Genomic DNA, 26512 nt, shown 5'->3' with positions numbered 1-26512 from the left:
CGGCATGAATTCCTTCCCTGCGGCGTTGCGCATGTCATCGAGAGGTAACTCGCTATCGGTTGTCCCGGCCGGTGGCCGGAGTTAGGTTCGCTGACGTGACGGAGCCAGGTTCTACCGCGGCGACGACTCCGATCGGCTCCCGGGCCGAGGCGGAGGGGTACGTCGAGATGGTGTGCTTCAAGCACGGCCCTCCACAGCTGCACGGTGTCGAGCTGGAGTGGACGGTGCATCACGCGGACGATCCGCACCGGCCGCTCGACGCCGGACAACTGAGCAAGGCCCTGGGCGTGCACGCGCCCCCCACCCTGGTTCGGGGCAGCCCGCAGCTGCCGCTGGGCCGGGGTTCTCTGGTCACGGTGGAGCCGGGTGGCCAGGTGGAGATCTCCGGCCCCGCCTCGGCCTCCGTGCCCAGGCTGATCGAGGACACCGCCGCCGACGCGGCGGAACTCACCCAACTGCTCGACGCAGCCGGCCTCGTGCCCGGCGACCACGGCCTGGACGCCTTCCGTCCACCGCGCCGCATCCTGACCGTCCCGCGCTACGCGGCGATGGAGCACGCGTTCCAGCAGCTCGGCCCGCACGGCCCCCGCATGATGTGCAGTACGGCGGGACTGCAGGTCTGCCTCGACGCCGGTGAGCCCGGCCAGGCAGCGCTGCGCTGGCGTGCCCTGCACGACATCGGCCCGGCCATGGTCGCCCTGTTCGCCAACTCGCGGCAGCGGACCGGCACGGACACCGGCTGGGCGTCGGCGCGGACGGAGGCGACCTTCGGCACCTGCGCGCCGTTCACCGAGCCCCCACCGCTCGACGAGGACCCGGCAGCAGCCTGGGCCCGTACGGCGATGGAGGCGCCGGTGCTGTGCCTGCGCCGCGGCGACTCTTGGGAGGCGCCACCCGGCCTGAGCTTCGGGGCGTGGGCCGACGGCGCCCTGCCCGACGACAGGCCGACGTACGACGACCTGGAATACCACCTGTCCACACTGTTCCCGCCGGTGCGACCACGTGGGTACCTCGAGGTCAGGTACCTGGACACCCAGCAGGGGGACGGCTGGGTCCCGCCGACCCTGCTGCTGATCGCACTGATGTCGGACCCGGCAGTCACCGACCAGGCACTGGCCGCAGCCGCTCCGGCAGCGGGTCGCTGGTTCCCGGCCGCGCGGGACGGGCTGGACGACAAGCTCGTGCTCCAGGCCGCGCGCGACCTGGTCGAGCTGGGCACCCAGGCGCTGGACCCGACCATCGACCAAGAACTGGCTGAGCAGACCGCAACCCGGCTGCACTGCATCGTCGACGACACCCAGAGAAGGCGAGCCTCATGAACCACCAACTGTCCGACCTGTCCCCGGAGCAGCTCCGGGCCTTCGTCGCCGGGCAGCTCGAACGCTCCCGCGCCCGGACCGTCCAGCTGACCGACGCGGTCGACACCGACGACCTGATCCGCCAGCACTCCCGGCTGATGTCGCCGCTGGTCTGGGACTACGCCCACATCGGCAACCAGGAAGAGCTCTGGCTGGTCCGCGACGTCGGCGGGCGCGAGCCGGTCCGGCAGGACATCGACGAGCTGTACGACGCGTTCATGCACTCCCGCGCCGACCGGCCGGCGCTGCCGCTGCTGAACCCGACCGAGACGAAGTCGTACGTCGTGGAGGTCCGCGACAAGGTGATGGACGTGCTCGACCACGTGAAGTTCGACGGTGGGCGCGAGCTGGTCGACAACGGGTTCGCCTTCGGGATGATCGTGCAGCACGAGCAGCAGCACGACGAGACGATGCTCGCGACGCACCAGCTGCGGACCGGTTCGCCGGTGCTGGACGCGCCGGCTCCGCCTGCCGGTCGCCGGCTTCCGGCGGCTGAGGTGTTCGTGCCGGGTGGGGTCTTCGAGATGGGGACGTCGATCGAGCCGTGGGCGCTGGACAACGAGCGGCCCGCGCACGCGGTGCACGTCGCGCCGTACGTGATCGACACCGTGCCGGTGAGCAACGGGGACTACCTCAAGTTCGTGCTCGGTGGTGGTTACGAGAACGAGCAGTGGTGGTCGGAGGCGGGCTGGGTGCACGTCCAGAAGGCGTCGCTGGTCGCGCCGCGCTTCTGGGAAGTTGCCGACGGCAACTGGATGCGCACCCGCTTCGGGCACCGCGAGGCGCTGCCGCTGGACGAGCCGGTGATGCACGTCAGCTTCTACGAGGCCGAGGCGTACGCGAAATGGGCCGGCAAGCGGCTGCCGACCGAGGAGGAGTGGGAGTTCGCCGCGCGCTTCGACCCGGAGTCGGGGCGGACCCGGCGGTTCCCGTGGGGCGATGAGACCCCTGGTCCGCAGCACGCCAACCTGGGCCAGCGTCACCTGCGCCCCGCGCCGGTCGGTGCTTACCCCGCGGGCGCGTCGCCGCTGGGTGTCGAGCAGCTGGTCGGCGACTGCTGGGAGTGGACGTCGAGCGACTTCACGCCGTACCCGGGCTTTCGGGCCTTCCCGTACGACGAGTACTCGCTGGTCTTCTTCGGCCCCGACTACAAGATCCTCCGCGGCGGTTCCTTCGGCACCGACGAGGTCGTCGCCCGCACCACGTTCCGCAACTGGGACTACCCCATCCGCCGCCAGATCTTCGCCGGCTTCCGCTGTGCGCGAGACCCCAAGCCCTCGGAGCTCCACTAGTGTGCCGCCACCTGGCCTACCTTGGCCCATCGGTGTCCCTCGCCTCCCTGACCCTCGACCCACCCCACTCGCTCTACCGCCAAAGCTGGACCCCTGAAGACATGCGCGGCGGAGGCACCGTCAACGCCGACGGCTTCGGGGTTGGCTGGTACGTCGACGGTGACGCCGTGCGGTACAGGCGGAGTGTGCCGATCTGGGCCGATGAGAACCTGCCTGGTCTTGCCCGGAGCATCCAGTCCGGTGCCGTGCTGGCCTCGGTGCGAAACGGCACCACCGGGATGCCTCTCGGTGAGGGCGCTGCCGGCCCCTTCGTGGACGGGCGGTGGCTGTTCAGCCACAACGGGCTGATCCGCGGCTGGCCGGGGTCGTTGACGAAGCTCGCCGAAGGCCTGCCGGTCACCGACCTCCTGACGCTCGACGCCCCGGTCGACTCCGCGCTGCTGTGGGCGCTGATCATCCAGCAGCTCACCGCTGGAGTGCCGGCCGCTGACGCCGTGGCAAGCGTCGTACAGAACGTCGAGGAAGCCGCACCAGGATCGCGGCTCAACGTCCTGCTGACCGATGGCGAGCAACTGGTCGCGACGACCTGGACGCACTCGCTGTGGGTCCGGCGTACGGACGACTCCGTGGCCGTCAGTTCCGAGCCCTGGTCCACCGACGACGGCTGGGAAGAGCTTCCCGACCGCACCCTGCTCACCGCGACCCGGTACTCCTGCTCCACCACCCCGATGGAAGGACGACAGTGACCCTGATCGACGTTCATCTGACCCCGGACTACACCTCCCGCGCACTGAAGGAGGACGTCCGGGCCGGACTGACCGCGGACCCGAAGTGGCTGGCGCCGAAGTGGTTCTACGACGCCCGCGGCAGCGAGCTCTTCGAACAGATCACCCGCCTGCCCGAGTACTACCCGACCCGTGCCGAGCGCGAGATCCTGCAGGCCCGCGCGGCCGAGATCGCCCAGCTCACCGGCGCCCACACCCTCGTCGAGCTGGGCTCCGGCTCCTCGGAGAAGACCCGCCTGCTGCTCGACGGCCTGCGTGACCACGGCACGCTCAACACGTTCGTCCCGCTCGACGTCTCCGAGACCGCCCTGCGCGAAGCGGCCGCGGCGATCAACGCCGACTACCCGCAGCTGACGGTGCACGGCGTCGTCGGCGACTTCACCGCCCACCTCGACAAGCTCCCCGGCGAGGCTCCACGCGTGGTCGCGTTCCTCGGCGGCACGATCGGCAACCTGCTCCCGACCGAGCGCGAGACCTTCTACACCTCGGTCCGCGAGGTCCTCGAACCAGGCGAGTGGCTCCTCCTCGGCACCGACCTGGTCAAGAACCCCGCCACCTTGGTCGCGGCGTACGACGACAGCGCCGGCGTCACGGGCGAGTTCAACCGCAACGTCCTCCGCGTCCTCAACCGCCAGCTCGGCGCCGACTTCGACGTCGACGCGTTCAGCCACGTCGCCGTCTGGGACCCCGAGAACGAGTGGATCGAGATGCATCTGCGCGCCGACCGCGCGATGCGCGTCCTCATCCCCGAGATCGGCCTCGAGGTCGACTTCGCCGAAGGCGAGGAAATGAGCACCGAGATCTCCGCCAAGTTCCACCGCTACGGCGTAGAAGCCGAACTGGGCAAAGCCGGCTTCACCCCCGGCGCCTGGTGGACCGACACCGAAGAACGCTTCGCCTTGTCCCTCTGGCAGGCGATCTGACCTGAGTACGACGGACGCCCGGCCCTCTCGGGCCGGGCGCTCCGTGGGTCAGCCGCCGGACTTGATGAGTTCGTTGATCTTGTCGACGTAGGTCTGGAGATCGGTCACCGGCTTCTTGCCCTGGAGGACCGGCAGGTAGTGCGCGGTGGTGAGGTCGGCGACCTGGGCGGCCCATTGGGTGGTGAAGCGGACTCCTACTGTCTTCTCCGCGGCGAGGTCGGCCTTGACCGTGTCGACGACGGTGGACTGGCCGGCCTTGGTGAGGGCGGCGAAGTAGCTTTCCTGGGCCGGGGTGTACGCCGGCGGTGCGACCGGGGACGCGGGGAGGACGGCGTCCCACACCTTCGTGTTCAGGTACTCGAGCACCTTGTACGTCGCGTCCTCGTTCGGCGTGTACTGCGGCGTGCAGATGCCGACCGAGTCGTACAGCGTGGTGGGAGTGTCCACCTGCGGGAACGGTGCGAAGCCGTACTTCACCTTCGGCTTGTCGGTCTGGAAGCCGGCGGCCAGCCACTGCCCGCCGAACATCATCGGGACCTTGCCCGCCGAGAACAGCGCCTGCACGTTCGACGCGTCGTACCCGGCCGGTGCGACCGCGCCGGTCTTGATCGCGTCGACCAGCTTGGTGACGCCCTCGAGGTACTTGCCGTCGGCCTCGGCCTTCGTCGGATGGTTCACGTTGTCGGTGAACGGCGCGCCGCCGGCCGACACCGAGTACATGCTCATCGTGAACGGCGCGTCCGCCGACGTCAGCTGGTCGGCGACCAGCCCGTACTTCGCGCCGCCCTTGTTCGCGAGCTTCCCGGCCGCGGAGTACATCTCGTCCCAGGTCCACCCGGCCTTCGGCTCGGTCACCCCGGCGGCCTTGAACGCGTCGGCGTTGTACCAGACGCCGTACGTGTTCATCAGCGACGGCAGCCCGCCCATCAGGCCGTCGGCGGTCTTCCAGTTCTCCATCGCCGACCCGACGAAGTTGTCGGCCTTGAAGTCGCCGGAGCCGTCGCCGATCCGCTTCGACCAGTCGACCAGCAGACCCTGCGAGGTGTACTGCTGCTCGGTGTCGTTGCCGCACCAGAACAGGTCGGGCAGCTTCTTCGCCTGGGTCAGCGACGCGAGCTTGTCGCCGTACCCGCCGCTCGGAGTGTCGATGCGCTGCACCTTCACGTTCGGGTCCTGGAACCCGGCCAAAGCCTTGTCGATCGCCGCGTTGGTCTCAGCGGATTCCCACGTCATCACGGTCACGGTGACCGGTCCGTCGGACGAGCCGCCCGAGTCCGAGCCGCTGCAGGCAGTTGCCGTGAGCAACCCCGCGCAGGCCAAGGTGGTGCCGATGATTCGAGTCTTCACGGTGTCCTCACTTCTGGGTCGTGCTGCCGAGCGAGCCGAGGCCCTGGATGAAGTAACGCTGCGCGGCGAAGAACAGGATCAGCGGCGGCAGCATGTAGAGCAGGTTGGTGGCCATGTAGTAGCTCCAGTCCGGCGTCTGGCCGGCGAACGGCGAGATGAACGACGCCATCCCGACCGACAACGGCCACTTGTCGGCGGAGTACAGGTAGACCAGCGGGTTGAGGAAGTCGTTCCAGGACGCCTGGAAGGCCAGGATCGCCATCGTGATCCAGGCCGGCCGGGTCAGCGGCAGCATCACGCTGACGAAGATCCGCAGGTGCCCGGCGCCGTCGATCTTGGCCGCCTCGTCGATCGAGTACGGGATGGCCAGGAAGTACTGCCGGGCCAGGAAGATGAACAGCGGGTTCCCGCCGAAGAAGGCGGGCACGATCAGCGGCAGCCAGGTGTCGTACCAGCCGATGCTCTTGTACAGCTGGAACAACGGGATCAGGCCGACCACGCCGGGCAGCAGCATGCTGCCGACGAACAGGTAGAACCAGACCTTGCGGCCGGGGAAGCGCAGCCGGGCCAGCGCGTAGCCGGCCATCATCGCGGTCAGGACGCCGCCGATCACGCTCAGCGCGGTGATCACCGACGAGTTCAGCAGCAGCCGCCCGAAGTGGATCGCCTCCGGCCCGTTGACGAAGTTGCTCCAGTTGAACTCGCGCGGGAGCAGCCGCGGCGGTACCTCGAAGACGGCCGTGCGGCTCTTCAGCCCGATGGTGATCATCCACAGCAGCGGGACCACCATCACCGAGCAGACGAACAACGCGGTCACGTACCAGGACGCCGTACCCAAAGGCCTTCGGCGTCGCGGCGTACGGCGAACAGCAGTGGTGAGCGCGGGCGCGACGACCTGCGCCGGGTCAGTCGGGAGTGTTGTCACTGTAGGTCCAGAGCGAGGAGAACTTCGCGGTCAGGGCGATGACGGCGATGATGATCACGAACAGCACCCAGACCTGGGCCGAGGCGTACCCGAGCTGCGGGACCCGGCCGAGGTTGGAGAAGCCGTTGTTGTAGATCGACAGCATCAGCACGTTGGTGCTGAAGCCGGGACCGCCGCCGGTCAGGATCTTCGGCTGGTTGAACGTCTGCAGCGCGGCCGTGGTCTGCAGGATCACCTGCAGCAGCATGATCGGGCTGATCATCGGCATCGTGATCCGCGAGAACACCGACCAGGACCCGGCGCCGTCGACGCGCGCCGCCTCGTACAGCTCGGTCGGTACGGCCTGCAGCGCGGCCAGGAAGATGATCATCGTGCCGCCGACGCCCCACAGCATCACGATCACGATCGACGGCATCGACATCGTCGGGCTGGCCAGCCACGAGCTGGTCGGCAGGTGCAGCTTGTCCAGGATCGTGTTCAGCAGGCCGACCTGCGGGTTGAGGATGAACTTCCACAGCGTGATGGTCGCGACGGCCGGCAGGACGACGGGCAGGTACGCGAGCGTGCGCACCACCCGGACGCCGGCGAAGCGCTGGTTGCAGAACATCGCGAGCGCGAGTCCGAGGGCCAGGGACAGCGGGACGTACAGCACCACCAGGTAGCCGGTGGCCCGCAGCGAAGGCCAGAACGCGGGGTCGACGGTGAACAGCCGCCGGAAGTTGCCGAGACCAACGAACACCGGATCGGTCAGGCCGTTGTCGCGGGTCAGGGCCAGCACGAAGGACCGGACCAGGGGATAGACCACGAAGACCGTGAAGCCGATGATCGCCGGCGCGATGAACAGGTACGCCGCCCGGACGTCGGAGCCGGCGTTGCGACTCATCCCGCCGTGCGTCCGGCCGCGGCTCACCCCGGCCATCGGCCGATCCGTTCCCGCGGCGGGCGGTACGAGGAACGATTCATCCTGCCTCCTGGATGGTAACGTTTCCAACGCTTACTGTCGGGTGACGATGCCGTGCTGTGAGAGGGAAGTCAACCCCGTGACCGAAACGTTTCCACGCAGTCCCGACGCCAAGCCGCCGACGATGATCGACGTGGCGCGCCGCGCCGGCGTCGGGCTGGGTACCGTCTCCCGGGTGGTGAACGGCGGCGCCGGGGTCCGGGCGGAGACCGCGGAGCGGGTCCGGGCCGCGATCGACGAGCTCGGGTTCCAGCGCAACGAGGTCGCCCGCGCGCTCCGGCCGGGCAAGAAGTCGTCGAGTCTCGCGCTGGTGCTCGGTGACCTGACGAACCCGTTCTTCGCCACCATCGCGAAGGCGTCGCTCGAGGTTGCCGGGCAGTCAGGCTTCGCCGTCGTACTGGGCAGCGTGGACGAGGACCCGGAGGGGGAGAAGCGCGCGATCCAGGAGCTGATCGGCCGCCAGGTCGCCGGGCTGATGATCGTGCCGGACCAGAGCGACCACTCGTTCCTGATGTCGGCCGGCGTGCCCGTGGTCTTCGTCGACCGGCCCGCGCACGGCATCGACGCGGACATCGTGATGGTCGACAACGAGGCCGGCGGCAAGGTGGCCACCGATCACCTGCTCGGCCAGGGACATCGCCGGGTCGCGATCCTGCTGGCGCCGTCGTACTACACGACCGGACGGCGGTTGCGCGGCTACCGCCGGGCCCACCGCGAGGCCGGCGTACCGGTGGACGAATCGCTGGTCGTGCAGCTTCCCGAAGGCACCGCCGAGGCGGCCGAGAAGGCGACGCGTGAACTGATGGACCAGGCCGATCCGCCGACGGCGTTGTTCGCGTCGACCAACTTCGTCACCGAAGGCGTCCTACGCGGTCTGGGGGACAACACCCAGCCCGCCGTCGTCGGGTTCGACGACTTCCGGATGGCCGACATGCTCCCGACGCCGGTCACGGTCGTCGCCTCCGACATCGCCGATCTCGGGCGGACCGCCGCCCATCTCCTGCTGGCCCGAGCTGCCGGCACCGACACCCGTCCGCCGCAACGCATCGTGCTGCCCGCCGTACTGATCCAGCGTGGTTCCGGCGAGCGACCGCCGGCCTGAGGACGTGCTGAGGCGCCCGGTCGGAGGGGCGGGTACGACCGGGCGCCTGTCACGGGTGGATCAGAAGTTCGGCCAGGCCCAGCCGAGGTAGTAGTTGAAGTACGGCAGCTTGGCCAGACCGATCTTGCTGCCGACGCTGGTCGCCCAGAAGTAGCCGTCCCCGCGGGCGACACCGACATGCCCGTACGGCGCCGCGAGGTCCCAGAAGACCAGGGCCCCCTTCGGCGGGTTCAGGTCACCCCGGTGAGCCGCGCCGCGGGCGACGGCGTCGTTCCAGTTGGCCTTGGCCGAGGCGTAGATCGCGGTCTTGCCGTACGAGTTCTCCGCGGCCTTCTCGCAGTAGCCCTGGAACGCCGTCGAGCCGTTGCGGGCGGCGTACCAGGCGATCGCCTTGTCGGCGCGCGGGTTGCTCGTGCACAGCGGCGCGACCAGGCCGGTGCTGCCGGTGTTGACGTAGGAGTCGGAGATGAAGCCCTTGCCGGGTACGTGGTCCCAGACCAGGCTGCGGCCGAACTTGCCGGTGACCGGCTCGCCGTAGATCTGGCAGTCGATCTCGACCGGGCCGTTGGGCTGGGTGCCGACCGCGCCGAAGCTGGTGGCGTTGCCGGACCGGATCGTGACGCCGGTCCCGCTGTCGGTGACGACGGTGCCGGTCGCGGCGTGGGCGGGGATCGTGGTGGCGACGACGGCTGAGCCGCCGATCAGGGCGGTGGCGGTGACTCGGGCGATGGTACGGAAGAGGGCGGTCCGCATGAGCTGCATCCTTTTCGCTCGGAGTGCCTTGGCGATTCGGCACTGGTTGCAGAGAATCAGAGGGTCACCGTGTTGTCGCAGTGGGCAACGAAAACAACTAACCATCTACGGGTAAACTCCGTGGACCAGTAACGGTGAGACTGGGGAGTGCACCGTGAGGCCAGCTCAGGCACGGACCGTGATCGGCAGCCGGATGCGCGAGCTGCGGGAAGCAGCCGGCGTGCCGCTCACACGCGCGGCCGGGCTGTCCGGCTGGGACAAGGGACACCTGTCCCGGGTCGAGCGCGGCCACACCAAACCGAGCCGCGAACTGATCGAGTGGTACGACGAACAGTTCGGCGCCGACAGCTCCCTGGTGAACCAGTTGGTCGAGCTCGACGCGGCCGTCCGGGCCGGCAAGGACGTGTCGCAGCGTGACCAACGGCGCCACGTCCTGCCCGTCATCCTGGGCGGATCCGTCCCCGTCGACCACCATCCGGAGGATCGCGCCGAACTGGTGGGCGAGAATGTGCCGGACGGGACCCGGGTGGTCCGGGACCAGAAGTTCGAGAAGACCTGGGAGATCCGCAACAGCGGGGAACGCCCGTGGCGGGACCGCTGGCTGACCCGGCAGGGCGCGGCCGCGACCCCGGGCTGGATGCGTTCACCGCGTTCGGCGCGGCTCCCGGACGCCGTACCGGGGCAGATCGTGACGGTCCGGATGATGCTCCAGGCCCCTTCGCAGGCCGGCGCCTCCACGGCGTACTTCAAGATCACCGACGACGCCGGCCGGCTCTACTACCCGGGCCTGGAGTCGCCGCCGATCTACTGCACGATCCACACCGTCTACGAGCTGTAGACGCGGGTTTGCCCTTGCCTGGCGCTTAACCCCTGGTAACTGCCGGGTCCGGCGAATTAGGTTGCCCTATTCCTGTCCGCCTGGAACAACGGGAGCCCGAGCGTGTTCACACCCCGGAAGATCGCGGTGGCACTGGCCACGGCGCTGGTCCTTCCGCTGCTGTCCGCCACCACGGCCACAGCCGCGCCGAAGCCGACCGACCCGCCGACGCCGTCCATCCCGCAGAAGTACCTCGACCAGCCGATCACCTGGTCGGTCTGCTCCTTCGACGCCCAGATCAAGGCGCTCTACCCGCAGGCACCTACCACCAACTGCGCCAAGGTGAACGTGCCGATGGACTGGGCCCACCCGGACGCGCACCCCGACGTCCAGGTCGCCATCTCGTACAGCAAGGCGACCGGTACGTCGAAGGGCCTGATGGCCTCCAACCCCGGCGGCCCGGGCGGCGCCGGCCTCACGCTGAGCGCCGCGCTGGCCACTGACAAGCCGCAGCTGTTCAGCGACTTCGACCTGGTCGGCTTCGACCCGCGCGGGTTCGGTCAGAGCACGCCGCTGCAGTGCATCACCACCGCCGAGGAGCTGAACGCCCTTCCGGTCACGCCGGACTACAAGGAGCGCACCAAGCTCACCCACAAGGTCGAGATCGCCGAGGCGAAGCTGCAGGCCGACGCCTGCTCGGCGACCGAGTTCGGCCAGTTCGTCAGCAGCCAGCAGACCGTGTACGACATGGAGTTCATCCGGGCGCTGCTCAAGTCCCGGCAGCTGAACTTCATCGGCTACAGCTACGGCACCTGGCTCGGTGGCTGGTACGCCGACACGTACCCGAACAAGGTCGGCCGGTTCGTGCTCGACTCGAACATGGACTGGACCCACACCCAGTGGGACAACGTGAACTTCGACCCGTTCTCGGGCCAGCGCCGCCGCGACACCCAGCTGTTCCCGTGGATCGCCCGGCACTCCGACCAGATCACCGGGCTCGGCAAGACGCCGGCGCAGGTGCTCGCGAAGTACAACGGCATCCGTGCCTCGCTGGTGACGCTGGTCAAGGCCGGTGAGAGCGACGTCCGCGGCGACGGCCTGGACGGCAACATCTACAGCGCGATCTACGGCAACGTCCGGTTCATCCGGGCCACCATGGACGTCCTGGTCCACGACGAGTTCGTCAAGGACCCGGACGCCGGCACGATCACCGTGCAGCACGTCGACCGCGCGTGGGCCCGGCTCGCGCCGGAGCTGCAGGCGTTCGACACGCTCGCCGCGATCAGGGCCCGGTACGGCGTGAGCGCCGCGGCACTGAGCACGGCCGGAGTGGCGGCCGCGCAGGCCGACTCGGTGAAGTCCGTGCTCGCCGACGCGCGCGAGACCGCGGCGAAGGCGACGTCGGGCGACCAGCCGGTCAACCTCGGCGCGATCGGGACCACCGTGCGCTGCAACGACACGGCCTGGAACAAGGACCCGAACTTCTACACCAAGGAAGCCGACCGGATGGCCAAGAAGTACAGCTTCTTCGGCTACATGAACGGCGTCCCGATGTGCGCGTTCTGGAAGTACGCCCCGCAGGACCGCAAGCTGGACCTGAAGGGTTCGCCGCGGATGCTGATCGTCCAGGGCGAGCTCGACCCGGCGACGGCGTACGAGGGTTCGCTGCGCACGCACAACGACACCAAGCAGGTCACCCGCTTCGTCGCGATCGACGACGAGGGCCAGCACGGCCAGTACATCGGTTCGGCGTCGGCGTGTGCCGAGGCGATCGGTGACCGGTTCGTGTTCGGCGGCGAGCTGCCCGGCAAGGACCAGGTCTGCGGCACCAGCCCGCTGCCGGCCGAGCTGTCGGTCTACCCGGTCAAGGGCCCGGTCGACGGCAAGGCGGTCCCGCTGCCGAAGTCGAAGGCCGGCTCGGCCAAGATGAGCCCGCTGCTGCAGCAGACGCTCGACATGGTGGCGAACAGCACGCTGCGCTAGCCATCTGACGTGCGAAGGCCCCGGCGACCTGGTCGCCGGGGCCTTTCGTCGTACTAGCGCGCGTCGTACGCGGCGTCCAGCTCGTTCTTGCGCTTGACCCAGCGCTCGCTGATCCCGTCGACCTCCTCCTGGATGAACTCCAGGAAGCCGAGCGTCGAGCTGACCCGCCGGTGCGAGTCGCTGCCCGGCTCGAGCACCTTGATCAGCTGGCCGAGGATGTCCTCCCAGCGCGGCAGGAACCGGTCCTGCCGCATCATCGACTCGTACCAGAAGTTGTCCTGCACGACGTACACGTCACGCCGGCTGCCCGGCTCGCGCTCGCGGCTGGCCAGCCGCATCTGCAGCAGGTACCGGACCGCGCCGGAGACCGCCGCCGGGCTGGCCTGCAGCTGCTCGCACAACTCGGCCGACGTCATCCGTCCGTCCTCGCTGGCCAGGATGGCGGCGAAGACCCGGGCCGACATCCGCGGCCACCCGGTGTCGGCCAGCAGGTTGCCGAAACCCTCGGCGTACCGCTGGACGGCCTCGTCGTCTCGTTGTCCGTTCATCGCCCCATCATCTCCTCTCGGTCACCGAAATCCCTGACGTGTGAGAGACACGTTAGAAAGATTCACAAAATACTGAATGAAGTGTAGCTTCTGAATCATGACATCAGCCATCATGGTCTCCGGACTGCACAAGTCGTACGGCGCGACGCACGCCCTCGACGGTCTCGACCTCGACGTCGCGACCGGTGAGGTGCACGGTTTCCTCGGCCCGAACGGAGCCGGGAAGTCCACCACCATCCGGGTTCTGCTCGGCCTGCTCCGCGGCGACTCCGGCGATGTTTCGCTGCTCGGCGGTGACCCGTGGCACGACGCCGCGGCGCTGCACCGGCGGTTGGCCTACGTCCCGGGGGACGTGAACCTGTGGCCGAACCTGACCGGTGGCGAGGTGATCGACCTGCTCGGCCGGCTGCGTGGGGGACTGGCCCCGAAGAAGCGCGACGACCTGCTGCGCCGCTTCGACCTCGACCCGACCAAGAAGGGCCGGACCTACTCCAAGGGCAACCGGCAGAAGGTCGCGCTGGTCGCGGCGCTCGCCTCCGACGTCGAGCTGCTGATCCTGGACGAGCCGACCTCCGGCCTGGACCCGCTGATGGAGGAGGTGTTCCGTCAGTGCATCGAGGAGGAACGCCACCGCGACCGGACCGTGCTGCTGTCCAGCCACATCCTGTCCGAGGTCGAGGCGCTCTGCGACCGGATCAGCATCATCCGCAAGGGCAAGGTGGTCGAGACCGGCACGCTGGCCGACCTGCGGCACCTGACCCGGACGTCGATCCAGGCCGAGCTGTCCGCGTCGCCGAACGGGATCGCCTCGTTGCCGGGGGTCCACAATCTCGATGTCGAGGGCAACCGGGTGCGCTGCGAGGTGGACACCGCGCAGCTGGACGGCCTGATGAAGCAGCTCGCCGCGAGCGGGATCAAGAGCCTGGTCGCGCAGCCGCCGACGCTGGAGGAGCTGTTCCTGCGGCACTACGAGGACGACTCCGCCGCGACCGAGGATCTGGTGGACGCGAAATGAAGGACTTCGTCGGTACGTCGACCCTCGTGCGGCTGGCTCTGCGCCGCGACCGGGTGCTGATTCCCTTGTGGGTGGTCGTTTTCGCGATCACCGCGGCCGGTTCGGCGAGCGCCTCGATCGAGGTGTTCCCCGATGTCCAGTCGCGCGTCGAGGCGGCCACGACGACGAACTCGTCGCCCGCGCTGCTCTCGCTGTACGGCCGGATCTTCGACCCGACCTCGCTCGGCGAGGTGTCGCTGTTCAAGCTGACCAGCTTCGGAGCGCTGCTGGTCGGGCTGCTGGCCGCGATCATCGTCAACCGCCACACCCGTGGCGAGGAGGAGACCGGCCGCCTCGAGCTGCTCAGCGCCGGCGTCCTCGGCCGGTACGCCGCTTTGACGGCCGGCCTGATCGTTGCCTGCGGCACCGTCATCCTGCTCGGTCTGTTCAGCGCCCTGGGCCTCATCGGCGCGGGCCTGCCTGCCGCCGGATCTTTCGCCTTCGGCCTCACCTGGGCCGCGGCCGGTCTGGCCTTCGCGGGCGTCAGCGCACTGATCGTCCAGCTCACCGAGAACGCCCGTACGGCGACCGGCATGACCGCCGTCGTCCTCGGCGTCGCGTACGTCCTGCGCGCGATCGGCGACTCGTCGGCCAGCGGCAGCTCCGAGTGGGTCTCCTGGCTGTCGCCGATCGGCTGGACGCAGCAGATCCGCCCGTTCGCCGGTGACCGGTACGTCGTCGCGCTGCTGCCGATCGCGCTGCTCGCCGTACTGGTGGCTGCCGCTTTCGCCCTGCTGCGCCGCCGTGACATCGGCGCCGGACTCGTCCGCCCACGTCCCGGTCCGCCGGTCGCCGCCCGGTCTCTCCGGTCACCTTTGGCCCTGGCCTGGCGCCTGCAACGAGGAGCGCTCTACGGCTGGTCCGCCGCGTTCCTCCTGCTCGGCCTGATCGTCGGCAACATCGCCAGCAACGTCGACGGCTTCGTCACCAGCGACAGTGCCAAGGAACTCGTCCAGAAACTCGGCGGCGTCGAAGGCATCACCGACGCGTTCCTGGCCACCGAAACCGGACTCCTGGGCCTCCTGGCCAGCGCCTTCGGCATCCAGGCCGCCCTACGCCTCCGCTCCGAGGAAACGGCCCTCCGCGCCGAACCCCTCCTGGCCACCGGCGTCACCAGAACCCGCTGGCTCTCCAGCCACGTCCTCATCGCCCTCCTGGGCACCACCCTCCTGGCGCTCCTGGGCGGCCTGGGCAGCGGCATCTCCAGCGGCGCTTCACTGGGCAACATGGGCCACCAGGTCCCGCGCCTGCTGGCCGCCGCCGTAGTCCAACTCCCCGCCACCTGGCTGGTCACCGCCCTGGTCATCCTCCTCTTCGGAGCCCTGCCCCGCGCGATCACCGCCGCCTGGTTCCTCTACGGCCTCTTCCTCCTGATCGGCCAGTTCGGCTCGATCTTCAACCTCCCTCCATCAGTCATGAACCTCAGCCCCTACGCCCACACCCCCCGCCTCCCCGGCGGCGAGTTCTCCGCCACCCCACTCATCTGGCTCCTGGCCATCACCGCAGCCCTAACCGCCGCCGGCTACACCACCTTCCGCCGCCGCGACATCGGCTGACCTGAGGGGCCCGCCCTGCCAACACTCCCGGCGGGCCCCTGCAACAACCTGCAATCTCCCTCCCCACCTGTCGGCACCCCCTGTTAGGCTCCGCCCGCTCGGGGTGAGCCACTGGGGAGGACCCTTCTTTTGAAAGCCAAGTACGGCGTGCGCTTCCGCATGCCCAGACGAGGCCGCGCCGTCGTTCTGTTCGGCGTGGTGACCGCGCTGTTGCTGCCGCTGCTCCAGACCACGGCAGCAGCCGCCGCGCAGGTGCCGGCCGCCGATCCCACGCCGCCGGCGAAGGTGCAGGCCGCCAAGCCCACCCCGCCGAAGCAGGCGACTCCCCGCCGGTCCGCGACCCAGACAGAAGCCTGCGGAGCTGCCATCACCTGGTACACCGTCTTCTCCTGCTCGGCGATCGGTGCGCACGAACAGGACACGTTCACGCTGCCCGCGGTCGGTCCCGGTGACAAGCTCCTGATCCGGCTCGGGTACTCGGGCGAGGCGTCGGTCGGCGCAAGACTGGTCGGGCCGGACGGTTCACAGTGCTCCGCCGGCTCCGGAAACCCGGGAGAGTGCCCGGTCCCGGTGGCGGGCGACTACACGATCGTCGTCGACAACAACTACGGCACCGGTTCGTACTTGTTGTCAGTGGCATCCATTCGTACGTCGGCCTGCACCCAGCTCACCGCCGCCGACCTCTCGGCGACCTCGCCCGGCCTTCCCGGCGAGCTGGAGTCCGGCGTGGTCGCGGACTGCTACCAGTTCGGTGGCGCGCCCGACGACGTCGTCCAGCTGGGCGCCGGGACCGGGATCACGACCGTCTACGACGCGGCCGGTGGCGAGATCTGCGCGCCGAGGTACGCCGACGCGTTCGACTGCACGATGAGCGGCCCCGCGCCGTACCGGGCCTTCGTCGCCGACGGGCACCACGGCGGACCGACGTACACGCTGCGGCTCGCTCGACTGACCGGTGAGACGGGTTGTCCTGCGCTCGCGGTGGCGCCGTTCGGACCGACGGACGGCGCGTTGGCGACCGGCTCTCTCGCGGCGTACGACGCGACCTGCCGATCGATCACCCTCGAGGCGGGACTGCACTCGATCCGGCTGGCGCCCGCGAACAACGCCGGGCTCCAGATCTACGACCCCGCTGGTCGGACCATCTGCCGGGACGACGTCAAGCTGTGTGACGTACCGGCGTCCGGCAAGTACACGGCGATGATCAGCAACCACGACTACCCCTACGAGCCGATCGACTACACGTTGGCCGTCACCGCGCTGGCCGGGACGCGGGGTTGTGCCGCCGAGACCGACACCCGCTGGGATCTTCCGCTGCTGACCAAGACCACCACCTCGGCGCTGCAGTTGGATTGCCAGCCGGTGAAGGCCGTGGCCGGTCAGCGACTGATGGTCCGCTCACCCGTGGTGACCTGGGGCAGCGAACCGCACCTGGATGTCGTCGCGGGGGACGGAAGCAAGGCCTGCGCACTGGACGAGCGAGGGCAGTGCACCCTCGCGGGCACGGGTCCTTTCCGGATCCTGTCGTCGTCAGGAGGGCCCGACGAGTACCAGATCGAGATCGGCAGCCTGACCGATGCGGTCGGTTGCACACCGCTGGTTCTGACCACTTTCGGGGCAGTTCCGGCACCGGCTCCTGACGGCAGCCGCTGCCGGGAACTGGTTGTCGACAGTCCGGCCACCTACCTGATCCGGTCCGGCGACACCCAGGGCCAGGGCTCGACCAGCGGAAAGCCCGCGTACGGCGCCGACGGCCAGGCGGCCTGCGACAACCTCGAGCGGTGCGCACTGCAGGCCGGGCGCTACATCGTCGTTCTCCCCGCCGACGCACGGATCGCGGCGTTCCCGGCCACCGAGACCCGTGGCTGCACCACGCAGTCCGCGGACGGCTTCGTGTCCAAGAGCGGAACGATCACGGACGGTTCCCAGGTCGACTGCCTGCAGCTGTCCGCGCCCGCCGGTGCGACGGTTGTTCCGGTCGAGCCGGCCAACGCGGTCGCGACCTCCGGGCTGGTCCTGGACGCCACCGGCGCGGAGATGTGCCTGCGGAGCCTCGACGACAATCCCTGCAAGCTGGTCGGAACCGCGCCCTTCCGGGCGCTGATCCGCAACCGGGACTACGCGCAGCCGTCGGCGTACAGGCTGGCGATGCCGCGGATCGACAGCGCGGCGGGCTGCAAGCCGTTCCCGCAAGGGGACTTCACGACGGTCGGCGGCACGGCCGTCTCGACCAGGGAGGACCGGTTCGGCGAGTGCTTCGCGCTCGGTACGACGCACGCCGCTGTCGAGGCCGTGCAGTTCAGTCGCACGGCCGGTGCCGGCACCGCTCGGCTGGACGTGATCGGCCCGGACGGCAACGTGGTCTGCGACCTCGCCCGTACGGCGGTCGGGTTCACTCCCTGCCACCTCGATCAGGGCAAGTCCTACACGGCGGTGCTGGGCGCTTCGGCCGACTCTTCCGCCTTCCAGGTCGCGCGGCGGGACGTCACCGGGGCTGCCAAGGGCTGTCTGCCCGTCGGCTCCACCGCGATCGGTGCGACATCGGCGTCCTCGACGATCGACGGCTCGGTGCTGCGATGCCACAAGGTCGCTGCGGCGGCCGCGGACCGCTTCCTGGTCAACACCAGGGACGCCCACGGCAGCAGCGCCGCCGCAGTGTTCGGTGCTGACGGCGCCTCCGTGTGCCAGACCTACGCGAGCGTGAGGTGCCTGGCCTCCGGCAGTACGTCGTACCAGGTGATCGCCTGGAACGACGCGTCCGTCGGCGCCCCCGGGCCGTACAAGCTCGAGATGGCGAAGCTCGGCGGCGCGGCCGGTCCGGCCGCCGACTGCCCGAAGATCGCGTCGAGCGCCTACGGGTTCGGTCCGCTCACCGGCGAGCTGACTGCGTCCAGGACGACGGCCTGTGTCGCTGTTCCGGTCAAGAAGTACGACCAACTGACCGGCGCAGCGGTCAACCAGGTGGCCGGGCCGGCGCCGGACTTCACCGGCTACAGCCCGAAGTGGCAGTGGAACTGCATGGGCGGAGGCCCGGGGGAGGAGTACAGCTGCAACGCCGCGTACGACGAGAACGGCCATCAGCTCATCTTGGTGAGCCTGCCGGAAACGCAGACGGCGGCCTTGAAGTACCGCCTGTCGATGACGTGCACGACGCCGCTGTGCGGTAGTGCCACCTTCGGTGTGACCGGTGCGACGCCGGCTTCCGCGGTCAGCGGTACGACGGCGACCCTCACCCTCAAGGGCCAGTCGCTGCACCTGAAGGACGTCGTGCGCCTGACGGCAGCCGGGCAGGCCGCCATCACCGGGACGGTGAAGTCAGTGTCGGCGGACCGGACGACAGCGACCGTGGCGTTCGCGCTCGGGACGGCGCCGGCCGGCGCCCGGGACGTCGTGGTGACCTCCTTCTCCGGGCCGGTGGTGACGTTGGCGAAGGCGTTCACCGTGACACCGAAGCCGCTGGTCGTCGTGAAGGCGCCGTTCCTGGTGGCGCCGGTGCGGGTGGGGGCTGTGGTCAAGGCCGATCCGGGGACCTGGTCTCCGGCGGCGACGTCCGCGAAGTACCAGTGGCGGAACGACGGTGTGGTGATCGCCGGGGCGACCGCCAACTCGTACACGCCTCCGGCGGGGATGTTGCTGCACAAGCTGAGCGTGACCGTGACGGTGTCCCGCGCGGGATCGGCCAGTACGACGTTGACGTCGGCGGCCGTCACCGTCGCGCGGGGAGCGGCGCCGGTGGTGACGAAGGCTCCGGCGATCACCGGGACCGTGCAGGCCAAGCACACGGTCGGTGTGTCGGTCGGGACCTGGTCGCCGGCCTGTACGACGTACGCCTACCAGTGGTACTCGGGTGGCGCGGCGGTGTCGGGTGCGACGAAGTCGACGCTGCTGCTGACGACCGCGATGGCGAAGAAGGCGCTGTGGGTCGCGGTCGCGTGCGGCCGCACCGGGCACGACTCGGGGCGGGCGCTGAGTGCCTCGGTGACGGTGCGCGCCTGATCGACGCGTGAGCCGGGCGGTCCGTGCTTCGGGCCGCCCGGGTCATCTGCCGGGCGGCCTGTCTACGATCAGGGGGTGTCGGAGCCGTTGAGTGACCAGTCGCCTGCGTTTGTCGAGTTCTGGACCGAGCGGCACCTGTGTGTGTTGAGCACTGTGCGGAAGGACGGGTCGGTGCATTCCGTGCCTGTCGGGGTGACGGTCGACTTCGCGGCGGGGGTGGCTCGGGTGATCTGTAGTGGGACGTCGCACAAGGCCCGGGTGGTTCGGGCTGCCGGGGCTGAGGGTGCGGCGGTGGCTGTGGCTCAGGTCGACGGGCGGAAGTGGTCGTCGTTGGAGGGGCGGGCGGTCGTGAAGGACGACCCAGCTGATGTGGCTGACGCGGAGCGGCGGTACGCCGAGCGGTACAAGCAGCCGCGGGCGAATCCTCAGCGGGTCGTGCTGGAGATCGCCGTGACGAAGGTGCTGGGGAATGTCTGAGCTGACGGTCGTCGGCGTCGGCGCGGACGGCTGGGACGGGTTGTCGCCGGCCGCGCGACAGGCGGTCGAAGGGGCCGAGGTGCTGATGGGAAGCGCCCGGCAGCTCGCCCTTGTGCCCCAGGTCGCCGAAAAGGTCGCCTGGCCGTCACCGCTGTCGGAGTCGCTGCCCGGCCTGCTGGCGACGTACGGGCATCAACGCATCTGCGTCCTCGCGAGCGGTGACCCCACCTTCCACGGCATCGGTACGACGCTCACCCGCCTCCTCGGTCCCGAAGCAGTCCACGTGATCCCGCACCCGTCGAGCGTCTCGCTGGCCTGTGCTCGCCTCGGCTGGCCGCAGGACCAGGTCGAGGTGGTGAGCCTGGTCGGGCACCCGCTCGAACTGGTCCACCCGCACGTCCAGCCGGGCCGGCGGCTCGTCGTACTGAGCTGGGGATCGCACACTCCCGCTGAGGTCGCGCAGCTGCTGACCGAGCGCGGGTACGGCGGCTCGGCGTTCACCGTGCTGGAGCAGCTCGGCTCACCCGATGAGACTGTCAGGACCACCGCGGCCCGCGACTGGGACCACCAGGTCGAAGCCCTCAACGTCATCGGCATCGAGTGCCGACCCGACCCCGAGGCCAAGCTGCTGTCGACCAGTCCGGGGCTGCCCGACGACGCGTACGAGAGCGACGGCCAGCTGACGAAGCGCGAGGTCCGAGCGGTCACCCTGTCCCGGCTGGCTCCCGTGCCCGGCCAGCTGCTCTGGGACGTCGGTGGCGGCGCCGGCAGCATCGCGATCGAGTGGACCCGCCACCACCCCAGCTGCCGCGCGGTCGCGATCGAGCGCGACCCCGACCGGGCCAAGCGCCTCGACCGCAACGCGGCCAGCCTCGGCGTGGTCGTCAGGACCACAGTCGGTGCGGCGCCGGACGCTCTCAAGGATCTGGAGTCCCCGGACGCGATCTTCATCGGCGGCGGCGGCACCAAGCCCGGCGTGATCGAGACCTGCTGGGAAGCCCTCAAACCCGGCGGCCGCCTGGTGATGAACGGCGTCACCCTCGAGACCGAGACCCTGATCGCCCGCTGGTACGCCGAGCTGGGCGGCGACCTCGTCCGCCTGTCGGTGCAGCGCGCGTCGCCGGTCGGCGGCATGACCGGCTGGCGTCCCGCGATGCCCGTGACGATCTGGAGCGTGACCAAGTGACCGTCCACTTCATCGGCGCCGGGCCGGGCGCGGCCGACCTGATCACGGTCCGCGGCCGCGACCTGATCGCGAACTCACCGGTCTGCCTGTACGCCGGTGCGCTGGTCCCGGTCGAGCTGCTCGATCACTGCCCGGACGGCGCCCGCAAGGTCGACACGGCCAACCTCGACCTCGACCAGATCCTCGCCGAGCTGTCCGCCGCGCACGAGCAGGGCAGCGACGTCGCACGCCTGCACTCCGGCGACCCGTCGGTGTTCTCCGCGATGGCCGAGCAGATGCGCCGGCTCGACGCGCTCGGCATCCCGTACGACGTGACGCCCGGCGTACCGGCGTACGCCGCTGCCGCCGCCACCCTGGGTCGCGAACTCACCGTCCCCGAGGTCGGCCAGACGGTGATTCTGACCCGGATCGGCGGCCGCGCGACCGCGATGCCGCCGGGGGAGAGCCTGGCCACGCTCGGCGCGAGCCGCGCCACGATGGTGCTGCACCTCGCCGTGCAGCAGATCGAGCGGCTGGTCGAGGAGCTCGTCCCGAACTACGGCAAGGACTGCCCGGTCGCCGTCGTCGCACGCGCGAGCCGGCCCGACGAGCTGATCCTGCGCGGCACTCTGGCCGACATCGCCGACCAGGTCCAGCAGGCCGGCGTCCGGCGTACTGCCGTCGTCATCGTCGGCGAGACGCTTGCCGCGGACAACTTTCGCGACAGTCACCTGTACTCGACGACGCGCGACCGCTAGTTGATCCAGACAACGATGCCGGTGAGCCCGTGCAGCACGCTGGCCACTCCGGCGCGGAGCGCGGCGCCGGCGCGCTCGGGCGTGAACGTCGCCGGGTCGTAGTTCGACGACGTCCCCAGTCCCTCGCCGCGGAACGACGCGCCGGTCCAGTCGGCGGCCGTCACGTTGTGCGTCGGCTCGGCCACCTCGGCGCCGACGACCAGGAACTGCTGGGTGAGATGGTTCGCCGTGAACAGCGCGAGCGGGTCGATCAAGCTGTTGCCGGCCACAACGATCAGGTCGGCCTTCAGGTCCAGGGCCTGGTTCATCGCGTCGATGTGCTTGGCCGGGTTGTTGTCGCGGACCGTCTTCAGGCTGACCTTCTCGGCCTTGGCCCACGCGTCGACGGCGTCGGTCAGCGTCTTCGTCTGCGCGTCGTCACCGGCCGTCAGCAGGACGACCCGGTAACCCTCCGGTGGGTGCACGGCGTCCCACGACCCGGGCTTCGGTGAGACCGTCGCCTCCGGCGTCGGTGGCGCCTTCGGGTCGACGAAGCCGTTGCCCAGAGCACCGATCGGGCTGGGCGCGACCCGCGGGGCGGCCCAGTCGTCGTCGTTCGCGCCACATCCGGTCAGGACGGCGGTGAGCGCGAGCACGACCGTCGCGGCAAGTCGCGAACGCAAGGGATCCTCCGGGGCTGCAACGGCAACAAAACAACGCCCTTTCTACCCCAGGTCGCGACGATCTTCGGCTCTGGACGCGAGATGTTCGCCGGTCGTTCATTCTTCGAGTGCACGGTGCGGACGACCCGGAAAGAAGGCATCATGCTCACCCGCAACCGTCCGTGCGCCGTCGCTCGCGCAGCGTTCACCGTCCTCCTGCTCGCCGTCCTCGCGATGGCGCTCGGAGCCCCGCTCGCCTCCGCGCACGGCTTCAGTTCCGTCGTGTACGTCGACGTCACCGCGCCCGAGCGCGGGCACGTCCGGGCCGAGCTCGGTCTCGAGTACGACCTGCTGGTGGTCTCCACCGCGGACGCCGACGCCGAGAACGACGACGCCCTGTTCCGCGAGGGAACCGCCGCGTTCGACGCGCAGGACCCGGTCGCCCAGGCCGCCGCCCTGGCCGCGCACACCAAGGCAGTGAACGCCTACGTGGGCAAGCGATTCACCGTCGCGGCCGACGGACAGGCCTGTACGCCGACGCAGGACGGTGGCTACACGATGACCGAGCGCGACGGCGCGCCGTACGCGGTGCTCGTCCTCGACTACGCGTGTCCCGAGCCCGCCGACGAGCACGAGATCCGAAGCGACCTGTTCCCGGACAGCGAGACCTACGTCAAGGACACCAAGACGATCCTGACCTACGACCTCGACCTGAAGTCGGGCAGCGCCGCGCTCGACAAGGAGCACCGGTCGTTCTCGACCCACCAGTCGACGGGCGAGCGGTTCTGGGAGTTCTTCCGGCTCGGCGCCGAGCACCTGCTGACCGGGATCGACCACATCCTGTTCCTGCTCGCGCTGATCGCGGGATCGCGCCGCTTGCGGGAGGTCGTGCTCGCGGCGACGTCGTTCACCCTGGCGCACTCGGTCACGTTCGTGCTCGCCGCGCTCGGCATCGTGCACGTGCCGGCCTCGTTCGTCGAGCCGGTGATCGCGCTGTCGATCGCGGTGGTCGCGGGCTGGCACCTTTGGCGCCTGAGGCAACGAGGTCTGCACGCGGGCGAGCTGGAGACGATCCGCAACCGCCACCTCAGCCTGGACCGCGCGGGCTGGATCCGGCTCGGGGTGGTGTTCTGCTTCGGGCTCGTGCACGGCCTCGGGTTCGCCAGCGCGCTGGGCATCGACGCCGCGTGGTCCTGGCAGCTGCTGTGGTCGTTGCTGGTGTTCAACATCGGACTGGAGTCCGTCCAGCTGACGATCATCGCGCTGGTCTTCCCGGTCCTCGCGCTGCTGCGCCGCCGTACGCCCATCACCGCACTCTGGGTGACCGGTGTGCTCTCCGGCGGAGTCGCCGTGACCGGGCTGGTCTGGTTCGTCCAGCGGGTCACCGGTTCCTGAAGATTCAACAATTCTGGGTCGCGCAGTCCAGGGGGAAACAACTGTTCACCCCTCGGCCATCCGGCGCGACGAGGTTGGCAGAGCAATTCCGCATCACTTCTCGTACCTGAAACGGACGGAACATCGATGAAGTTCAACCAGTGGAAGCAGCTCCGCCCCCGCGGAGCTGCTGGACGCCGCCTGGCCCTGGCCGCGGTGGCGATGGTGGGGGTTTCCACAGTGTTCGCCGGCGGTCTCGCGACCGCGACGGCCGCCAAGAAGCCGGTCGACGGCGAGCCCGTCGTCGTCTCGCGCGTCGTGCTCGGCGTCGGAGCCAAGGAGAACCAGCGGGTCCTCAGCTGGTACGCCTCGACCAACGCGGGCACGCTCGTCCAGGTCGTGCCGGCCAACCAGGTGAAGAAGGGCGTGTTCCCGAAGAACGCGACCTCCTTCCCGGCGACCGTGGCGGCCAACACCGTCAACGGCGGCTACAACGCGCACTCGACGATCGACGGTCTCAAGCAGCGGGAGAAGTACGCCTACCGGATCGGCAACGCCGGTCACTGGTCGCCGACGTACACCTTCCAGACGCAGGACTTCAAGGGCGACTTCAGCTTCCTGTTCTTCGGCGACCCGCAGATCGGGTCGTCCGGCGACACCGCCAAGGACGGCGCCGGCTGGGCCGACACCCTGAAGGTCGCGACCGCCGCCAACCCGAAGGCCGAGCTCCTGGTCTCCGGTGGCGACCAGGTCGAGTCCGCGAACGTCGAGTCGCAGTGGGACGCCTTCCTGGGCTCCGACGTCCTGCGCAAGTACCCGTGGGCCGCGACCATCGGCAACCACGACGTCGGCGGCAAGGCGTACGAGCAGCACTTCTGGACGCCGAACACCGACCGCTCGACGCCGTACTACGCCGGTGCCACGGCGACCACCTCCGGTGGTGACTACTGGTACCTGTACAAGGGCGTCCTGTTCATCGACCTGAACAGCAACGCGATCGCCAACGCCTCGGACGCCGCGCACATCGGCTACGTGACCAGCGTGATCAACAAGTACGGCTCGAAGGCGAAGCACACCGTGCTGGTCTACCACCACGCGATCTACTCGCCGGCGTCGCACGCGAACGACGGTGACAACCAGGTGCGTCGTCAGGACTTCCCGACCGCGTTCTCCAACCTGGGCGTGGACCTGGTCCTGTCGGGCCACGACCACAGCTACTCGCGCAGCTACGAGATCAAGAACGGCAAGAAGGCCAACAAGGCCGAGCAGCCGGGCGCGACCCAGGTCACCCAGGGTCCGGGCGGCGTCGTCTACGTGACGGCGAACTCCGCCTCGGGTTCGAAGTACTACGACCTGACCAAGCCCGACGTCACCAAGGACCCGAACTACGGTCCGGACCCGTTGAACCCGAAGAACCACTGGGCCAACTCGGTCGAGAACCAGGAGCACGTCCGGACCTACATCCGGGTGCAGGTCAAGGACGACAAGCTGGTCGTCGAGAACCTGCGCAGCGGCACCTGCGCGGCGCCGAACGCGGCGGTCGAGCTGGGCCAGGAGTCGTGGTGCGGCCCGAACAGCGGCGCGACGCCGGCCCAGCCGGTCGGCTCGGTCGTCGACAAGGTTGCGATCAGCACCTACAAGGGTGGCAAGGGCAACAACAAGGTTGCCGCCGACACCAACTGGCTCCGCTGAGCACCTTCGGCTGAGCATCTGAGGCATCGGGTGGGGCGGGCGGGGGCCCGCTCCACCTTCCTACTGTTACCGAGGACTTCATCCCATGCGATCGATCCGTCTCCTGGCCGCCGTCGTGGTGGCTTCTGCCGGTCTGTACGCCGTACCGGCCTTCGCCGCTGACGCTCCGTGGAGCGTGCAGCCGGCCGACAACGCGTTCGGTCCGGACCGGCAGAACTACACCTACACGGTCGAGCCGGGGGAGAAGGTGGACGACGGGCTGTCGGTCGTCAACCGGGGGACCGCTGCGCTCGAGCTGGCTGTGTACGCGGCGGACGGGTTCACGACGGAGTCCGGGCAGCTGGATCTGCGACGTCAGGGCTCTGCGTCGACGAGCGTTGGTGCGTGGGTACATCCGGCGGTTGACCACCTGACGATTCAGCCGGGCAAGGCTGCTGCGGTGCCGTTCACGGTGACCGTGCCGGCGGATGCTGCGCCAGGGGATCACATCGGTGGGATCGTCACGTCGGTCAAGTCGTCCTCGTCTGAGCAGCGGATGGGGGTTCGGATCCAGTTGCGGGTCGGTGGTGAGCTCAAGCCGCAGCTGACGGTGAGCGACGTCCAGGTCCATCCGCCACTGGTCGGTGGGGATGCGACGGTCACGTACACCGTGCACAACACAGGCAACGCGACCGTGACCGCGCGGCAGAAGGCTTCGCTGGCCGGGCCGTTCGGGCAACTGCGCACCACGTCGAGTGACGTCGCTGATTCACCGGCGCTGCTGCCGGGGGACCAGTGGAAGGCGACCGTTGCTGTGCCGGGTGTCGCTGCGGTGGTCCCATTGAGTGCGGACGTCACCGTCGTACCGCTGCTCACCGATGCCGCCGGGTCGACCTCGCTGCTCGCGCCGGTGGACGCCGGGGCGCACGCTCGGATCCTGCCGCTGGTGGTTGTCGTCGTACTGCTTCTGCTGGTTGTGGCTGGGCTGATTGTCCGCCGCCGAAAGGCTGCTGCGAGATAGTTGGC

Annotated in this window: 22 protein-coding genes; 16 read left to right on the top strand and 6 right to left on the bottom strand. The window is 69.3% G+C overall.

The window, feature by feature from the left end:
* Window positions 1-95: 95 nt before the first annotated feature.
* From ACYVIO_RS37930 to egtD, 4 genes are read left to right on the top strand one after another with little or no spacing between them, the layout of a single operon-like run.
* On the top strand, window positions 96-1319 hold the full coding sequence (locus ACYVIO_RS37930; RefSeq protein ID WP_460655827.1) for a glutamate-cysteine ligase family protein: 1224 nt from the start codon (window positions 96-98) through the stop codon (window positions 1317-1319).
* The gene (gene egtB / locus ACYVIO_RS37925) at window positions 1316-2650 is read left to right on the top strand and encodes an ergothioneine biosynthesis protein EgtB (protein WP_460655826.1); all 1335 of its coding nucleotides are present in this window, start codon (window positions 1316-1318) and stop codon (window positions 2648-2650) included. The genes ACYVIO_RS37930 and egtB overlap by 4 nt, the downstream gene beginning before the upstream one ends.
* Complete coding sequence (egtC, locus tag ACYVIO_RS37920) at window positions 2650-3396, top strand: ergothioneine biosynthesis protein EgtC (protein ID WP_460655825.1); 747 nt, start codon at window positions 2650-2652, stop codon at window positions 3394-3396. The genes egtB and egtC overlap by 1 nt, the downstream gene beginning before the upstream one ends.
* Window positions 3393-4358 carry an L-histidine N(alpha)-methyltransferase gene (gene egtD / locus ACYVIO_RS37915; RefSeq protein ID WP_460655824.1) on the top strand — a complete coding sequence of 322 codons (966 nt, stop codon included), beginning with the start codon at window positions 3393-3395 and terminating at the stop codon, window positions 4356-4358. Before egtC ends, egtD begins: the two co-directional genes overlap by 4 nt.
* Window positions 4359-4406: 48 nt before the next feature.
* On the opposite strand, the gene ACYVIO_RS37910 is transcribed toward egtD, so the two are convergent.
* Genes ACYVIO_RS37910 through ACYVIO_RS37900 form a run of 3 tightly spaced genes read right to left on the bottom strand, consistent with a single transcriptional unit; the run spans window position 4407 to window position 7549 of the window.
* A complete protein-coding gene (locus ACYVIO_RS37910; protein ID WP_460655823.1) occupies window positions 4407-5705 on the bottom strand; it encodes an ABC transporter substrate-binding protein in 1299 nt (432 codons plus the stop codon).
* 7 nt (window positions 5706-5712) lie between these two features.
* Window positions 5713-6630, bottom strand: a complete 918-nt coding sequence (locus ACYVIO_RS37905) for a carbohydrate ABC transporter permease (protein WP_460655822.1) — start codon at window positions 6628-6630, stop codon at window positions 5713-5715.
* The gene (locus tag ACYVIO_RS37900) at window positions 6611-7549 is read right to left on the bottom strand and encodes a carbohydrate ABC transporter permease (RefSeq protein WP_460655821.1); all 939 of its coding nucleotides are present in this window, start codon (window positions 7547-7549) and stop codon (window positions 6611-6613) included. The genes ACYVIO_RS37905 and ACYVIO_RS37900 overlap by 20 nt, the downstream gene beginning before the upstream one ends.
* Window positions 7550-7670: 121 nt before the next feature.
* Between ACYVIO_RS37900 and ACYVIO_RS37895 the strand changes: the two genes are divergently transcribed.
* Window positions 7671-8693, top strand: coding sequence for a LacI family DNA-binding transcriptional regulator (locus tag ACYVIO_RS37895; protein ID WP_460655820.1), 1023 nt, complete (start codon window positions 7671-7673; stop codon window positions 8691-8693).
* A 60-nt stretch (window positions 8694-8753) separates the two neighbouring features.
* Here the strand turns inward: ACYVIO_RS37895 and ACYVIO_RS37890 are convergent, their stop codons facing one another.
* The gene (locus ACYVIO_RS37890) at window positions 8754-9446 is read right to left on the bottom strand and encodes an SH3 domain-containing protein (protein WP_460655819.1); all 693 of its coding nucleotides are present in this window, start codon (window positions 9444-9446) and stop codon (window positions 8754-8756) included.
* A 154-nt stretch (window positions 9447-9600) separates the two neighbouring features.
* On the opposite strand from ACYVIO_RS37890, the gene ACYVIO_RS37885 reads away from it, so the two are divergent.
* Both ACYVIO_RS37885 and ACYVIO_RS37880 read left to right on the top strand, forming a co-directional pair.
* Window positions 9601-10284 (top strand): NBR1-Ig-like domain-containing protein, encoded by a 684-nt coding sequence (locus ACYVIO_RS37885; protein ID WP_460655818.1) that lies wholly within the window; start codon window positions 9601-9603, stop codon window positions 10282-10284.
* Between the two features lie 102 nt (window positions 10285-10386).
* Entirely contained in the window at window positions 10387-12246 is a 1860-nt protein-coding gene (locus ACYVIO_RS37880) for an alpha/beta fold hydrolase (RefSeq protein ID WP_460655817.1), read from the top strand.
* Between the two features lie 53 nt (window positions 12247-12299).
* Here ACYVIO_RS37880 and ACYVIO_RS37875 read toward each other — a convergent pair whose 3' ends face one another.
* Window positions 12300-12794: a GbsR/MarR family transcriptional regulator gene (locus tag ACYVIO_RS37875; protein WP_460655816.1), complete on the bottom strand. Its 495-nt coding sequence runs from the start codon at window positions 12792-12794 to the stop codon at window positions 12300-12302.
* 97 nt (window positions 12795-12891) lie between these two features.
* Between ACYVIO_RS37875 and ACYVIO_RS37870 the strand changes: the two genes are divergently transcribed.
* From ACYVIO_RS37870 to cobM, 6 genes are all read left to right on the top strand, one after another.
* A complete protein-coding gene (locus ACYVIO_RS37870) occupies window positions 12892-13809 on the top strand; it encodes an ABC transporter ATP-binding protein (protein WP_460655815.1) in 918 nt (305 codons plus the stop codon).
* Window positions 13806-15404, top strand: a complete 1599-nt coding sequence (locus tag ACYVIO_RS37865; RefSeq protein ID WP_460655814.1) for an ABC transporter permease — start codon at window positions 13806-13808, stop codon at window positions 15402-15404. The genes ACYVIO_RS37870 and ACYVIO_RS37865 overlap by 4 nt, the downstream gene beginning before the upstream one ends.
* A 159-nt stretch (window positions 15405-15563) precedes the next feature.
* Window positions 15564-19400 (top strand): hypothetical protein, encoded by a 3837-nt coding sequence (locus ACYVIO_RS37860; protein WP_460655813.1) that lies wholly within the window; start codon window positions 15564-15566, stop codon window positions 19398-19400.
* A 75-nt stretch (window positions 19401-19475) separates the two neighbouring features.
* Window positions 19476-19877 carry a pyridoxamine 5'-phosphate oxidase family protein gene (locus ACYVIO_RS37855; protein ID WP_460655812.1) on the top strand — a complete coding sequence of 134 codons (402 nt, stop codon included), beginning with the start codon at window positions 19476-19478 and terminating at the stop codon, window positions 19875-19877.
* On the top strand, window positions 19870-21063 hold the full coding sequence (gene cbiE / locus ACYVIO_RS37850) for a precorrin-6y C5,15-methyltransferase (decarboxylating) subunit CbiE (RefSeq protein ID WP_460655811.1): 1194 nt from the start codon (window positions 19870-19872) through the stop codon (window positions 21061-21063). The genes ACYVIO_RS37855 and cbiE overlap by 8 nt, the downstream gene beginning before the upstream one ends.
* Entirely contained in the window at window positions 21060-21800 is a 741-nt protein-coding gene (cobM, locus tag ACYVIO_RS37845; RefSeq protein WP_460655810.1) for a precorrin-4 C(11)-methyltransferase, read from the top strand. Before cbiE ends, cobM begins: the two co-directional genes overlap by 4 nt.
* On the opposite strand, the gene ACYVIO_RS37840 is transcribed toward cobM, so the two are convergent.
* Window positions 21797-22462 (bottom strand): type 1 periplasmic-binding domain-containing protein, encoded by a 666-nt coding sequence (locus tag ACYVIO_RS37840; RefSeq protein WP_460655809.1) that lies wholly within the window; start codon window positions 22460-22462, stop codon window positions 21797-21799. The two genes, cobM and ACYVIO_RS37840, sit on opposite strands and share 4 nt — an antisense overlap.
* A gap of 141 nt (window positions 22463-22603) precedes the next feature.
* Between ACYVIO_RS37840 and ACYVIO_RS37835 the strand changes: the two genes are divergently transcribed.
* The 3 genes from ACYVIO_RS37835 (at window position 22604) to ACYVIO_RS37825 (ending at window position 26507) form a co-directional block, all read left to right on the top strand.
* On the top strand, window positions 22604-23836 hold the full coding sequence (locus ACYVIO_RS37835; RefSeq protein WP_460655808.1) for a HupE/UreJ family protein: 1233 nt from the start codon (window positions 22604-22606) through the stop codon (window positions 23834-23836).
* A 126-nt stretch (window positions 23837-23962) separates the two neighbouring features.
* Window positions 23963-25507, top strand: coding sequence for a purple acid phosphatase family protein (locus ACYVIO_RS37830; protein ID WP_460655807.1), 1545 nt, complete (start codon window positions 23963-23965; stop codon window positions 25505-25507).
* An 85-nt stretch (window positions 25508-25592) separates the two neighbouring features.
* Entirely contained in the window at window positions 25593-26507 is a 915-nt protein-coding gene (locus ACYVIO_RS37825) for a WxL protein peptidoglycan domain-containing protein (protein WP_460655806.1), read from the top strand.
* The last annotated feature ends 5 nt before the right edge of the window (window positions 26508-26512 follow it).

Source organism: Kribbella endophytica (genome assembly GCF_054781295.1).
The sequence above is the reverse complement of the archived record's forward strand: the minus strand, read 5'-3'. Positions and strand labels throughout refer to the sequence as shown.

Coding starts and splice junctions, on each gene's coding strand:
- egtB (WP_460655826.1), top strand. CDS start 1,316: ATGAACCACCAACTGTCCGACCTGTCCCCGGAGCAGCTCCGGGCCTTC.
- ACYVIO_RS37900 (WP_460655821.1), bottom strand. CDS start 7,549: ATGGCCGGGGTGAGCCGCGGCCGGACGCACGGCGGGATGAGTCGCAAC.
- ACYVIO_RS37890 (WP_460655819.1), bottom strand. CDS start 9,446: ATGCGGACCGCCCTCTTCCGTACCATCGCCCGAGTCACCGCCACCGCC.
- ACYVIO_RS37875 (WP_460655816.1), bottom strand. CDS start 12,794: ATGAACGGACAACGAGACGACGAGGCCGTCCAGCGGTACGCCGAGGGT.
- ACYVIO_RS37870 (WP_460655815.1), top strand. CDS start 12,892: ATGACATCAGCCATCATGGTCTCCGGACTGCACAAGTCGTACGGCGCG.
- ACYVIO_RS37865 (WP_460655814.1), top strand. CDS start 13,806: ATGAAGGACTTCGTCGGTACGTCGACCCTCGTGCGGCTGGCTCTGCGC.
- ACYVIO_RS37860 (WP_460655813.1), top strand. CDS start 15,564: ATGCCCAGACGAGGCCGCGCCGTCGTTCTGTTCGGCGTGGTGACCGCG.
- cbiE (WP_460655811.1), top strand. CDS start 19,870: ATGTCTGAGCTGACGGTCGTCGGCGTCGGCGCGGACGGCTGGGACGGG.
- ACYVIO_RS37835 (WP_460655808.1), top strand. CDS start 22,604: ATGCTCACCCGCAACCGTCCGTGCGCCGTCGCTCGCGCAGCGTTCACC.
- ACYVIO_RS37830 (WP_460655807.1), top strand. CDS start 23,963: ATGAAGTTCAACCAGTGGAAGCAGCTCCGCCCCCGCGGAGCTGCTGGA.
- ACYVIO_RS37825 (WP_460655806.1), top strand. CDS start 25,593: ATGCGATCGATCCGTCTCCTGGCCGCCGTCGTGGTGGCTTCTGCCGGT.